Source organism: Listeria grayi (assembly GCF_900638015.1).
Classification (GTDB): domain Bacteria; phylum Bacillota; class Bacilli; order Lactobacillales; family Listeriaceae; genus Listeria; species Listeria grayi.
In genome coordinates, this window is record NZ_LR134483.1 from 392,743 (window position 1) to 406,421 (window position 13,679).

At 41.9% G+C, this 13,679-nt stretch carries 11 protein-coding genes and 1 pseudogene; 8 read left to right on the plus strand and 4 right to left on the minus strand.

The window, feature by feature from the left end; all coding sequences use genetic code 11:
- The first annotated feature begins 17 nt into the window (after positions 1-17).
- A complete protein-coding gene (locus tag EL241_RS01895; RefSeq protein WP_170166135.1) occupies positions 18-1,925 on the plus strand; it encodes a BglG family transcription antiterminator in 1,908 nt (635 codons plus the stop codon).
- Between the two features lie 25 nt (positions 1,926-1,950).
- Here EL241_RS01895 and EL241_RS01900 read toward each other — a convergent pair whose 3' ends face one another.
- Positions 1,951-2,685 carry an epoxyqueuosine reductase QueH gene (locus EL241_RS01900; RefSeq protein ID WP_036103647.1) on the minus strand — a complete coding sequence of 245 codons (735 nt, stop codon included), beginning with the start codon at positions 2,683-2,685 and terminating at the stop codon, positions 1,951-1,953.
- A gap of 118 nt (positions 2,686-2,803) precedes the next feature.
- Between EL241_RS01900 and EL241_RS01905 the strand changes: the two genes are divergently transcribed.
- The 7 genes from EL241_RS01905 (at position 2,804) to EL241_RS01935 (ending at position 10,528) form a co-directional block, all read left to right on the plus strand.
- A complete protein-coding gene (locus EL241_RS01905; RefSeq protein ID WP_036103650.1) occupies positions 2,804-3,373 on the plus strand; it encodes a hypothetical protein in 570 nt (189 codons plus the stop codon).
- A 145-nt stretch (positions 3,374-3,518) separates the two neighbouring features.
- On the plus strand, positions 3,519-6,326 hold the full coding sequence (locus tag EL241_RS01910; RefSeq protein WP_126320303.1) for a sigma-54-dependent transcriptional regulator: 2,808 nt from the start codon (positions 3,519-3,521) through the stop codon (positions 6,324-6,326).
- A 178-nt stretch (positions 6,327-6,504) separates the two neighbouring features.
- Complete coding sequence (locus tag EL241_RS01915) at positions 6,505-6,993, plus strand: PTS sugar transporter subunit IIB (protein ID WP_197531928.1); 489 nt, start codon at positions 6,505-6,507, stop codon at positions 6,991-6,993.
- Positions 6,994-7,147: 154 nt separating this feature from the next.
- A complete protein-coding gene (locus EL241_RS01920) occupies positions 7,148-8,131 on the plus strand; it encodes a mannose/fructose/sorbose PTS transporter subunit IIA (RefSeq protein WP_036103656.1) in 984 nt (327 codons plus the stop codon).
- Positions 8,132-8,160: 29 nt separating this feature from the next.
- Positions 8,161-8,973, plus strand: a complete 813-nt coding sequence (locus EL241_RS01925) for a PTS mannose/fructose/sorbose transporter subunit IIC (protein WP_003757443.1) — start codon at positions 8,161-8,163, stop codon at positions 8,971-8,973.
- A 22-nt stretch (positions 8,974-8,995) separates the two neighbouring features.
- Positions 8,996-9,907 (plus strand): PTS system mannose/fructose/sorbose family transporter subunit IID, encoded by a 912-nt coding sequence (locus EL241_RS01930; protein WP_003757445.1) that lies wholly within the window; start codon positions 8,996-8,998, stop codon positions 9,905-9,907.
- A 234-nt stretch (positions 9,908-10,141) separates the two neighbouring features.
- Positions 10,142-10,528 (plus strand): DUF956 family protein, encoded by a 387-nt coding sequence (locus tag EL241_RS01935; protein ID WP_003757449.1) that lies wholly within the window; start codon positions 10,142-10,144, stop codon positions 10,526-10,528.
- A 188-nt stretch (positions 10,529-10,716) separates the two neighbouring features.
- Here the strand turns inward: EL241_RS01935 and EL241_RS13745 are convergent, their stop codons facing one another.
- From EL241_RS13745 to treR, 3 genes and pseudogenes are all read right to left on the minus strand, one after another.
- Positions 10,717-11,271, minus strand: a complete 555-nt coding sequence (locus tag EL241_RS13745; protein ID WP_232020859.1) for a PTS sugar transporter subunit IIA — start codon at positions 11,269-11,271, stop codon at positions 10,717-10,719.
- Positions 11,254-12,666: pseudogene (gene treP / locus EL241_RS01940) on the minus strand (PTS system trehalose-specific EIIBC component); the annotation flags it as partial. The pseudogene treP and the gene EL241_RS13745, both read right to left, overlap by 18 nt.
- Before the next feature lie 139 nt (positions 12,667-12,805).
- Complete coding sequence (treR, locus tag EL241_RS01945) at positions 12,806-13,531, minus strand: trehalose operon repressor (protein ID WP_003757454.1); 726 nt, start codon at positions 13,529-13,531, stop codon at positions 12,806-12,808.
- Positions 13,532-13,679: the final 148 nt, after the last annotated feature.

A 13,679-nucleotide genomic window follows, 5' to 3' on the forward strand; every position in this document is an offset into this window, starting at 1 on the left:
CTTTAGGGGCCATGAATATGTTGAATGAAAAGCAGAAAGATTTATTGACTTTTTTGGAAAAACATAAAGATAGCTGGATAACATCGAAGGAATTGGCGGCATACTGCGAATGTACAACGAGAACGATCAGAAATCGAGTAGCTAGCATCAATGCGGAACTGCCTGGAAAAATCACAGCAAGTACGTATGGCTATCGGCTGAATACGGAAATAAAGGCAATTGGCGAACAACCACTACGAAATGATCGTAAGTCACGGATACTTCTCGAATTGTTGAAAAAATCAGCAGATGGGATCGATATTTACGAATTAGCCGATAATCTTTTTATTTCTGAATCTACCCTAAAAGCAGATATCCAGCAGATGAAAAAAGAATTTACGGCGAAGAATATCCAGATCATCTTTGAAAAGGATACTGTAAAGCTGGTCGGAACGGAGCGGGCAAAGAGGCGTTATATGATTTCACTACTATATGACGAAAGCAATCTGCAGGAAAAACTGAAAGCAAGTATTCAGCAGATGATCGGTTATATTTCACTAGCTGCACTTCAAGAGATGATCCGTACGGTATTTGCGGGACACGAGATCCGTATCAATCAATACACATTGAATAATATCGTACTTCATTATGCAATCAGCATTGAACGCATCCGTCAAGGGCACATCATTAAAAAGCAAACGGACAACCAAGATTTTCAAACAAAGAGAGAATACGAGCTGGCAAAGGAAATCGCAGATAAACTAGCAGAAGAATATGCCATTGATTTTTCAGAAGGGGAACTCGAACAGTTGGCGCTGCTTTTCATCGGGATTCAAAACGAAACCTCGGCAAACAGCAAGAACAAACAGTTAAAAGAAGTTGTGGATGAAAAAATCATTACGGCGCTGCATGATGTATTGAAGCAAGTCAAAAAGACCTATTTGATCGAACTTGGAGATGATCAGGAATTTTTCAATAAGTTGGCTATCCACGTGCAAAGTCTTTATCACCGTTCCAAATACGATACCTTCGCACGAAACAGCAGTTTACTGGATCTAAAAACGGCCTATCCGCTGATCTATGATATTTCCGTGTACATTTCTTCACTGATTCAAGAAAAGCTAGCTATCTGGTTCAACGAAGATGAGATTTCATTTATTGCTTTGCATATCGGTTCGTTTTTAGGAACGCAGAAAAATAGCATCGAACAAGCTTCTTTGCTGTTGGTCGCTAATGATTACCATGATTTAAGCGAGAATATCGTGGCAAAACTGGAAAACGCATTTGGTGAACAGATATTTATCAAGACAGCTAATGAAGCAGCTATCAAAGCTCAAAGTTATGATATGTTACTGACAACTGACCACAGCATCGCTGAACGATATGAACGGGCTATCTTTATCCAGCCGCTTCTACATCAAAATGATTTAAGAAAAATCGAAAAAAGAATCTATCAGATAAAAGAACAGAAACAAAAAGTTAAAATGCATCAATATATCGATCAATTTATTCCAGCCGAGTTGTATTTCAATCAGGTAGACCTTGCAGCAGCAACTCCAAAGGCGATCCGAAAGCAGATCAATCAGCGGTTGCTACACAATGGCTATGTCGGCGAGGATTTTCTGCAAAGCGTTGAAAAACGGGAAAGCATGTCTTCTACGGGGTTCCCTTCTGGCATCGCCATTCCGCACGCCATTGAGATCAGCGCGGTGAAAAGCAGTGTAGCGGTCATGACATTGCAAGAACCGGTCATGTGGGAAGCATATCCAGTCAAGCTGATAGCGTTTGTGACGATCAGCAAAGATGAATCCAAAGTATTCAATGATTTTTTTGAACGATTCATTGAGATCGTTTCCGATGCAGTGAATACGAAACAATTGAGTACGTCGAGCAGTTATGCGGAATTTATCGGCAGGCTGAAAGGAATGGTGGATGCAGATGAATAAAAAGAAAAGAAAAAATGCCGCCGGGCTAGGAGTGCCGGTCGGCATTTTTTTTGAGAAAAGCTGTTGCTTCTTTATTCACAGCTTTAAAATCAATATTTTGCTTCGCCGCCGCAAAAATACAGCCGCAATAGCATTGCCGGTAAACGTCATAAGCCTTGCACAACTCGATGGATCTTTGATAGCCATTATTTTTTTTGAAATCGCTTGGCAGATAGCGAGTTTGGAAAAATTGTTGGATCTCAATACCGATCTCGTTGATGACTTGGCTATTTTTCTTTGGCGAAAGGGTAAGGGCACTGCCAAAATAGTCATACCCGAGTTCCTCGGCTTTTCGCGCGACGATATCCAACCGCATATGAAAACAAGCAGAACAGCGCTTGCCGCCCTCAGGTTCATTTTCTAACTGGAGCTTTTTGACTTCACGAATAAATACATTGGGTTCATAAGGAGCACTTAAAAAAGCGACCTCTGTCTGATTTTTCGCATTGAAAGCCTCGATAAACTGCTCCTGCACTAATTTCCGCCGTTCATATTCACTGCGCGGATGAATATTCGAATTTGCAAAATAAACCGTGATATCAGCAAATCGAGTGAGATATTCTAATGAATAAGTACTACAAGGCGCACAACAGCTATGTAGCAGAATCCGCGGACGCACTTCATTCTCCGCCCAATTTTGGATCATTCGTTGCAGAACTTTATCATAATTCACTTTTTGACCGTCGTTCATTCTGGATAAGATTTCTTCACTATCGAACATGGATGGTGGACTCCTTTGATTAGATAGGTTTAGTTTAGCATATGTGAATAGATAAGCAAACTGTAAAAAAAGATTTTTAGGCGGGCATAATGCTATTATTAAAGGAATATCAGATTATATGTTAAAAGAGAGGGATAGGAAAGAAATGCAGAAAAAGAGATATCCTATCATTTTTGTTTTAGCAGTAATAGGACTATTATTCGGTTGTCAGAACGTTCCAGATGCTACTTCAAAAATAGAAAACAAGCCAATCAGTAAAAAAACGGGTTATACATCAATAGAAGAATACGCAGCTAACATTGGTACAAACATGTCTACTGACAAGCCTAAAGTGAAAATCTACAACCAGCAAGTGGTCATTTCTTTTAAGGCAACTTTTAGCAGGGAATTAGAAAAGAAATTGCAGCATACCAAGAAGCCGTCTTACTATACAGTGCGTAGCAAAACAGATCAAACTAACTTAGACCGGTTGATCGATAAAAATAAGTTGCCTCTATTTCGGAACGATCTTAAAACACTTGCTAAAGGGGGAAATTATCAATATAAAATAGTTCTTCCCCTCAAAAAGCAACCTTCTGCAAAAGAGAAGCAAATTTTGATGGATGGCGGGAATTATGAGTTTCTCTTTCTAAATGAACATAAAAAGGTCGTTAATGTGATGGATTTCTTAGATATTGGGTTACCGTAAGCGACCTTCGCTAGGACCGTTATTGTCTAGCAGACATGATAAAAAGGTTCAAAAAACCCACTTATTATGGTAGGATATAAGGGATATTAGACAAGTTCACCAATGAGGGAGAAGTTTAGTTGCTTTAGATGAAGGTGGGGGAAAGATGAAGCGGGTAGAGAAAATCTATTTATTTGTTAGTAAAAGGACAAAGGGATTAAGTCCAGAAGAGATCGCTTCTGGCTCAGGAGTGACAACAAATGAAGTTGCAGCAGCTTTTGATATTCAACGAACCAACGCTAGCAAAGACTTGAATGAACTTGTTAAGGACGGGCTGCTAGCCAAGATTGACGGAAGACCGGTTCGTTATGTCGATAGCGGACGAGTTGCTGTGCCGAATAAAGCAAAATCGGCGAAGCGGACAGGTGCAGCGCCGCGGCAAGCGGAATATAAAGATGTTTTCCAAAAAGTCATCGGCGGTAGCGGCAGCATGAAAATGCCGATCGAACAAGCCAAAGCGGCGATTTTATATCCGCCACGCGGGTTGAACTGTTTGATCACTGGTGCGACTGGTACTGGTAAAACGCATTTTGCGCATATTATGTTTGAATTTGCCAAGGCAAAAGGCCTTATCAAAGAAGAGCAGGAATTGATCGTCTTCAACTGTGCGGACTATGCGCATAATTCGGAACTGCTGATGAGTCATCTGTTTGGCTATGCAGCGGGTGCATTTACTGGTGCGACCAAGGAAAAAGAAGGGCTGATCGCCAAAGCAGACGGCGGGATGCTTTTTCTAGATGAGATCCACCGCTTGCCTCCAGAAGGGCAAGAGATGATTTTCTATTTTATGGACAATGGAAAATATAATCGACTCGGCGAAACGGCGAAAGAGCGTCATGCCAACGTGCGCATCATTTGCGCGACGACAGAAGATGCGACTTCTTACTTATTAAATACATTTATGCGTCGAATCCCGATCAGTATCCATTTACCAAGTTTCAATCAGCGGCAAACAAAAGAGAAAATCGACCTGGTCAAACTAATGGTCGGCATTGAGGCAGAACGCATCCAACGCAAGATCTCGCTTACGGAAGATGTTGTCAAAGCGCTGATCGGCAGTGTGACACATGGAAATGTCGGGCAATTGAAATCGAATATCCAGCTGATCTGTGCGCGAAGCTTTTTGAATCAAATGGAAAGCGAAGAGATCGTGATTACGTTGGAGGATCTGACAGAAGAGATCAAGAGCGGTTTGAGTCATTTGGCGGATGACCGGCAATTTTTAGCAGAGCTAGCGCAAGGATTGGATGCTGTCATGGAAGTATCACCGGATCAGAACCTCTTGCCGCCGTTGGTCGACTCCTATGAACTGCCTTATAATTTATACGAGATCATCAACGAGAAATCGATGCTGCTGAAAGACGACGGCATTGATCAAGAATCGATCAACCAGTTTATCATGACCGATATCAATGTGCATTTGAAATCCTTTTACAAAGATCATCGCTTAACATTTGATATTGAAAATAAATTAGCAGAAATCGTGGAACAAAAAGTAATTGACTTAACAAAGCGGATTTATGAAATTGCTAAAAGTAAACTCAATAATACATTCCAAGTAAACTTTATCTATGCGATGAGTTTGCATATCAGTTCCTTTTTAAAACGGCAGCAACTCGAAAATCGTGGGGAAGCAGCCAATAACGAAAGCATCAGAAAAATGGTGGAAAAATATCCCGAGGAATATGAAGTTGCATTAGATATCAAAGCCTTGATCTTTGAGGAATATCAAATCAGCATCCCTATGGAAGAGGTAGAATATCTTACTGTCCTTCTAGTTTCACTGAAAAAAGAAAAGGCAGCAGGACGAATCGGGATCGTGGTTGCCGCACATGGAAACAGCACCGCGACGAGTATGACGCAAGTAGTCAAGCAGTTGTTCGGGAGTGATAATCTCGTAGCGGTGGATATGCCAGTAGAAATGAAACCACGTGCTGCTCTCGAGGAAATCGTGGGCGCAGTGGAATTAGTGAACAACGGCGGGGGCGTGCTCTTGCTGGTGGATATGGGTTCGCTTGGAACGTTCAGCGAGGAGATCCATCGTCGAACGGGAATCCCAGTCCGCACAGTCGATATGGTAACGACCGCGTTAGTATTGGAGGCAGTCAGAAAAACAGAGCTGCTCGATACGGACTTGGATTATTTATTCCATTCGCTAAAAAATTTCCGCGGTTATGGCAATGCGGTCGATCAAGAAGTCGAAAGCTTGCCAGCGCACAATAATCATCACACGAAAAAAGCGATCGTAGCAATTTGTGCATCTGGACAAGGAACCGCCAAACGGATGAAAGAGGTCATCGAAAAATCACTTTTAGAAATCGGTGAGCAGGATCTTGAAGTTTTACCGATCTCGATCGTGGAAATGGATTCTGTGTTGGAGAACCTGCAAAAAGACTACCAGCTTGTGGCGGTAACAGGTATCGTGGACCCGGAAATCGGTGTCAGATATATTCCGATGGAAGCACTTTTCTCTGGCGAAGCAAAAACGATCCTTCAAGAACTGATCATTGATGCGGATAATTTGTTTGATCCAGTTGTCCTCAATGATGATCAATCGTGGGAACTCTGCGAGAAGTATCTACGCGAGAATTTCACGTTTATCAATCCGGAAAAAGTGATGCAACCGCTGTGGGATTTCACCAGTGAATTGACAGCCGTCTTTTTAAAGGAAGTCGATCAGGCATTTACGATCAATATGGTCATGCACTTAGGTGGTATGGTCGAGCGGATATTGCGACAGGATTGCCTGCAGATCCCAGACGATCAAGTGCTTGATGAACAGGAAGAGCGTTTTGTTCAAGTACGGGAAATCGCGCGAATGTTGGAAGCGGCATTATTGATCACAATCCCACCAGAAGAAATCTATTATATCCTGCAAATATTGAATAATACACTAGATGCAGAAGTGAAATAGCGTATCAATAAACGGATAATACACTAATTAGTGTATTATCCGTTTATTTTTGGTTGCGCTTCATCCATTGGTATTAAAAGATTTTCGGAAGAATACACTACAGTTGGCACGGAACTTGCAATATATAAAGTAGACAACAAAATAATAAGCCAAACAGAAAGAGGGGATGTTGGTGGGAATCGATATCCGATTAGTAAGAATTGATGATCGGCTAATCCACGGACAGGTTGCCACAATTTGGGCAAAGCGCTTAGATATACAACGGATCATTGTTGTTAGCGACGCTGTGACCAAAGATAATTTGCGGAAAACTTTGCTTCTACAAGCAGCTCCCCCGGGTATCAAAGTGAATGTGATCACTGTTAGCAAAATGATTGAAGTTTATTCCAATAAGCTGTTTGACGACGTTCGGGTGATCTTATTATTCACCAATCCGATCGAAGTAGCACAAGTAGTGAAAGCAGGTATCTATTTCCCGACAGTAAATGTTGGTGCGATGGGCTATACCGCAGGAAAGAAAATGATATCGAATACCATTGCGGTAAATGATGCTGATTTAGAGGCGTTTAACTATTTAGACAGCCACGGGATAGAGCTTGAGATTCGCAAAGTAGTGACAGACAGTAAACAAAGTTTGATGGAAGCGCTAAAAAAAGCTAAATTATAACAACTTTAGAACAAGCAGAAAACTTGAGAGGGGGCGGTATTAAAGGGAGAGAAGCGCTTCGGAGTAGACAAAACTAATAGAATGAAGATAAACAGCTTATGTTAGTTTCGTCTATTTGGGAAAAATAAAGATTAATTATTTAGGAGGTAGAGAGATGGTAGGAATTATCCTCGCAACCCATGGCGAATTTGCTGAAGGTATCTTGCAATCCGGTACAATGATCTTCGGAGAACAAGAGAATGTTAAGGCAATTACATTAATGCCAAGCGAAGGCCCAGATGATGTCAAAGCAAAGATGGAAGCTGCTGTTGCATCTTTTGATAATCAAGATGAAGTATTGTTCTTAGTCGATCTATGGGGAGGTACTCCATTCAACCAAGCAAACAGCTTGTATGAAGAACATAAAGATAAGTGGGCAATCGTTGCAGGTTTGAATTTACCAATGTTGATCGAAGCATACGCATCACGCTTCACAATGGAATCTGCGCAAGAGATCGCAGCACATATCCTTGGGACAGCTAAAGAAGGAGTACGCATTAAACCTGAAGAACTAGAACCAAAAGAAGCAGCACCTGCTGCAGTAGAAGAGCAACCAAAAGGTTCGCTAGCACCAGGAACAGTAGTAGGAGACGGCAAAATCAAATTTGTTTTGGCTCGTGTCGATTCCCGTTTATTGCATGGTCAAGTAGCAACTGCTTGGACAAAATCTACACAACCAAATCGGATCATCGTTGTTTCTGACGCAGTTTCCAAAGATGACTTGCGTAAGAAATTGATCGAACAAGCTGCACCACCAGGTGTTAAAGCTAACGTTATCCCTGTGGATAAGATGATCGAAGTAGCAAAAGATCCACGTTTCGGCAATACCAAAGCATTATTATTATTTGAAAACCCAGAAGATGTTCTTAGAGTCGTAGAAGGCGGCGTGGAAATCGACCAGATCAATGTTGGTTCGATGGCTCACTCTGTAGGGAAAGTCGTTGTAAGCAAAGTGCTTTCAATGGGACCTGAAGATGTGGAAGCTTTTGAAAAATTAAAAGCAAAAGGCATTAAATTCGACGTTCGTAAAGTACCTAATGATTCTGGTGCAAATATGGATGAAATCATCAAACGTGCAAAATCTGAGTTAAAAGGGTAAGAAAACAAATTTAAAATAGGAGGCCTATTATGTCTATTATATCAATGATCTTGGTAGTAATCGTTGCCTTTCTAGCAGGTATTGAAGGGATTTTAGATGAATTCCAATTTCACCAACCACTAGTGGCATGTACATTAATCGGTTTAGTAACAGGTAACTTAACAGCGGGTATCATTCTTGGTGGTACACTTCAAATGATCGCGCTTGGATGGGCAAACATCGGAGCAGCGGTAGCACCAGATGCAGCACTTGCATCAGTAGCGTCAGCAATTATTTTAGTATTAGGTGAACAAGGCGTTAAAGGGATCCCTTCAGCGATCGCAATCGCAATTCCGCTTGCAGTAGCTGGTCTTTTCTTGACAATGATCGTTCGTACATTAGCTGTACCAGTTGTACATTTAATGGATAGAGCGGCAGAAGAAGGCAACATCAGACGAATCGAATGGTTACAAATTTTTGCGATCTGTCTGCAAGGTATTCGTATCGCGATCCCAGCAGCAGCACTTCTATTCATTCCAGCACACAGCGTGCAATCATTCCTAGAATCCATGCCAGCTTGGTTGACTGATGGTATGGCAATCGGTGGGGGAATGGTAGTTGCCGTTGGTTATGCGTTAGTTATTAACATGATGGCAACACGCGAAGTATGGCCATTCTTCATCATCGGTTTCGTAGTAGCTGCAATTTCTCAATTAACACTTATCGCATTAGGTGCATTGGGTGTAGCTCTAGCTCTAATCTACTTGAACCTGTCCAAAATGGGCGGAGGCAATAACTCAGGCGGCGGAAACGGCGGCGGTAGTTCTAGAGATCCACTCGGTGATATCTTAAACGATTATTAAACCTAAAAGGAGGAGAAGAGAAATGGCAGAAAAAATCGAGTTAACTAAAAAAGATCGCCTAAACGTAGCATGGCGCTCCACGTTCATTCAAGGTTCTTGGAACTATGAACGTATGCAAAATGGTGGTTGGGCTTTCTCCATGATTCCAGCAATCAAAAAATTATATAAAACAAAAGAAGATCGTTCAGCAGCGCTGCAACGTCACTTAGAATTCTTTAACACTCACCCATACATTGCTTCACCAATTCTTGGGGTAACACTTGCACTAGAAGAAGAACGTGCAAATGGCGCACCAGTTGATGATGTAGCGATCCAAGGGGTTAAAGTTGGTATGATGGGACCACTAGCTGGTGTTGGTGACCCAGTATTCTGGTTTACAGTTCGTCCGATGTTAGGTGCACTAGGAGCTTCGCTTGCAATGGGCGGAAGTATTCTTGGCCCAATCATTTTCTTCGTAGCTTGGAACCTTATCCGTTGGGGATTCATGTGGTATACACAAGAATTTGCTTATAGAGCTGGTTCTAAAATCACAGATGACCTTTCCGGTGGTATTTTACAAGACATTACAAAAGGCGCTTCCATTTTAGGGATGTTCGTCCTCGCCGCCCTCGTACAAAGATGGGTATCGATTCACTTTGCACCAGTTGTATCTAAAGTTAAATTAGATGACGGCGCGTTTATCGATTGGAACAAGATTCCAAGTGGCGCACAAGGTATCAAAACTGCATTGGAACAACATGATGCAGGATTAGCATTATCGCAAATCAAAGTTACAACGTTGCAAAATAACTTGGATAACTTGATTCCAGGACTTGCAGCAGTACTTCTTACATTCTTCTGTATGTGGTTGCTTAAGAAGAAAGTCAGCCCAATCATCATCATTCTAGGACTATTCGTAGTTGGTGTTGGTGGACACGTAATCGGACTTCTATAAGAACGAATACGATTTTCTCTGAAAAAATCCGTTACAGAAACAATTGCTGCCTGTTCTCCTTCCGTTTTCGCCGAGAATGACGGGATCGGAAGGTTAGCGTAGAAATCTGGGGGCAATCATAGTTCACATAAAGAAGTGGCTGGGCTTATTGGACCAGCCGCTTTTTTGTGGCTAAATCGCTCAAAGAAACGTATAATAAAAGCAAGAAGTATAAATGAAATGGAGCGGATGTAATTGGTTCAATCGATTAATACAAAGGTAGATTTGACAATAGATGCTACCGCTTTTACGGGCCTTACAGATTATGGGAAGATATTGATCGGAGATAACGGCTTCGAGTTTTTCAATTCCCGTGACGTGCGTAAGTACATCCAAATCCCCTGGGAAGAAGTAGATCAAGTGATTGCTTCTGTCATGCTAAAGGGCAAGTGGATTCCTCGTTATGCGATCAAGACAAAAAGAAATGGCACGTATACCTTTTCTTCTAAACGGCCGAAAGAAGTCCTTAGGGCAATCAGAGTCTATGTGGACCCGGCTGATATGGTGCCATCGCTCAGCTTTTTTGATGTTCTCAAAGGTTCCTTTAAAGTCATGTTCCAAAGAAAAAAGAAAAAAAAGTAAACGATCACCTTGAAAATCGCGCTTAGGGCTGCTGTGCTTTAAGCGTTTTTTTATGTTGAGTTGGGGGCTATTTTATCAAAAAGCATGTTTCCGAAACCTATTGAAACTACTATTTATCCGATCCATCAGAATCTATAATACATATAAAAAAAGAGCTTCAGTCAACTAGACCGAAGCTCTTCTTTTACTTATTCTTGTACTTCCACACTCGCCACTTCTTGACGAGCTTTCACTTGACCACTTGTTTCTAAGGTAAAGTTTTTTACTTTTTCCATATTTGTGATTACGACAATCAAGTCAGTTCCTTTGCCGGCCGCAGTGATTTTTTCTAAATCAATGTGTGCAAGCTTTGTTTCTGGCTTAACGAAATCGCCTATTTTGACTTTAAGTGTAAAGGGTTCGCCATTCAATTCGACTGTATCGATCCCCATGTGAAGCAATACTTCTAGGCCATTGTCCAGTTGGTAACCGATCGCATGCTTGGTTTCAAAGATACTGATGATCTCGCCTGTTACTGGAGAATAGACTTCACCGGTCGTCGGCTTCACTGCGAAACCGTCGCCCATCGTTTTTTGTGCAAAAGCAGGGTCGTCTACTTCCGAGATCGGAATAAGCTCGCCGTCTGCCGGTGCGAAAAAGTTGATGCCTTTGTTCGTATCTGCTATAGAAGCAGAAGATGTTGGTTGTTCTTTAATCGGATTGACAGTTGTTGCAGCACCGACGCGGTCGATCTTGTTGAAAATATTAGCGCGGCGGAAGAACATCGTCAGTAAGAACGGAATGACAATCGCGATTGCCATGGCTACAAGGAAGATCAGCCAGTATTTAGACTGGATAGACAAAATACCTGGCAGTCCGCCGACACCGATCGAGTTCGCTCTTACACCGAAGATAGTCACGAACATACCGGCAACACCGGAACCGATCATAGCGGCAATAAATGGATACAGATATTTCAAGTTGATCCCGAACATTGCTGGCTCAGTAACACCCAGGTAAGCGGAGATCGTTGCTGGGATAGATACTTGCTCTTCTTTTTTATTACCTTTATGAAGGAAGTATACAGCAAGAACTGCGGAACCTTGTGCAATATTCGAAAGGGCGATCATTGGCCATAGATTGGTACTATGGAAGTCCGCGATCAGCTGCGAGTCAATGGCGAGCGTCGTATGATGGAGCCCGGTGATAACTAGCGGTGCATATACGAAACCGAATACAGCACCAAACAGCCAGCTAATAGAAGAAGTAAGACCTGCGTTAACAGCGGCAGAGATCCAAGAACCTACTGTCCAGCCGATCGGACCAAGAATAACATGTGCTGCGATAACAGTTGGTACCAATGCGATCAGCGGTACGAAAATCATCGAGACGACTTCTGGAATATGTTTTCTTGCCCAGCGTTCTAAATAAGCGAGCATGAAACCGGCAAGCATCGCCGGGATAACTTGTGCTTGATAACCGATCTTATCGATATGGATAAAACCGAAATCCCAAAACGGGATGTCTTTCGCTGCCGTAGAAGCAACGGAATAAGCGTTGAGAAGCTGAGGTGAAACGAGCGTGATCCCAAGTACGATACCGAGAATCTGTGTCGTTCCCATTTTCTTGGTGATACTCCACACGATTCCGACTGGTAAGAAGTGGAAGATCGCTTCCCCGATCAGCCATAAGAAATCGTTGACTCCTGCCCAAAATTGCGACATCTCGACGATCGTTTTACCGCCGAAGTCGATATCCCCGAGCACGTTACGGAAACCTAAGATAAGACCACCAATAATAATTGCGGGTAATAACGGTGTGAAAATTTCTGCTAAAACAGCAATGGCTTTTTGAACCGGATTTTGTTTACTCTTTGCCATGCTTTTTGCTTCATCTTTGGAAACGCCTTCAATTCCGGAAATAGCTGTAAAGTCGTTATAGAAAGTAGAAACATCATTACCGATGATAACTTGAAACTGTCCAGCGTTAGTAAACATGCCCTTTACGGAAGGAATATCTTCAATCGCTTCTTTGTCAGCTTTGGAATCGTCGACTAGCACAAACCGCATTCGCGTTACACAGTGTGTGACAGCAGAGATGTTTTCTTTTCCTCCGACATATTCTAACAGCTGCTTGGCATCTTCTGAATACTTGCCCATAAAATAAACCCCTTTCATTTTTGAAGTCACTTATATATACAAGTTGTATTTCATGATAATCATAAACCGATAATTGTAAAAAAGCAAGCGTTTTATTTTTAAAATAAAAAACCGCTAGTCTGTTAGTAGGCTAGCGGTTTTAATTAAGTTGTCTTCTTCGAGCGAAATCGACAAATTTAAATTTATCTAAGCGGTGTCGCGACTCGGTATATTCAAAACACTGGGTATCCTCTAAATGAACGACACTGCGGACGACAACGACATGGGTGGAGTCGCCTAGATCCATTAAAGCTTTATCTTCTTCTGTGACTGGTTCGGCAGTGATCTCCTTTTGGGCAAATCCAATTTTGAGACCAAGTTCATTTTCAAAATATTGGTAGATCGAATTTTCGGCTTCCTCTAATGGAAGGTCGGGAATGATCGATTTCAGCAGAAAATCTTTATCCAAAATCACTTTTTCTCCGTCGATCTCGCGTTGCCGCACTAGGCGCCAAATCGTATCTTGCGTGCTCCAGCCTGTTTGTCTGGCCAGCTGTTCGGTAGGTCTAGTGAGTGAGAGCTCGGCGATGATCGTTTTGCTGTAGATGTGCTGAGCGTCTTTCAGCTCTTTATAACTGGTCAATCCGGAAATCGGGAAATCGAACTTATGATAGTTGATGACGATCGAGCCTTTTCCCTGCTTCTTCTGGATATATCCGGCATTGATAAGCAGTACAAGCGCTTTACGAATGGTCTCTCTGGAAACATTATAAATTTTCATTAATTGATTTTCGCTTGGCAGAAGGGAGTTGACTGGATAAACATCATCGCGGATCTTTTTCTCCAAATCTAAAAATATGTCATGAAATTTATTCATTTTGTGCATACCTCATTAACTTTAAAAATAGTAACTACCTCATTCTACCATAGAAAGAAGCATTTGTGTTTGGAATGGTAGAAAGAAAACGCTTGTTTTTTGGATCGAAATCAACTATACTTGCAGTGTGAAAACTTGTATATTCAAGTTATAATAG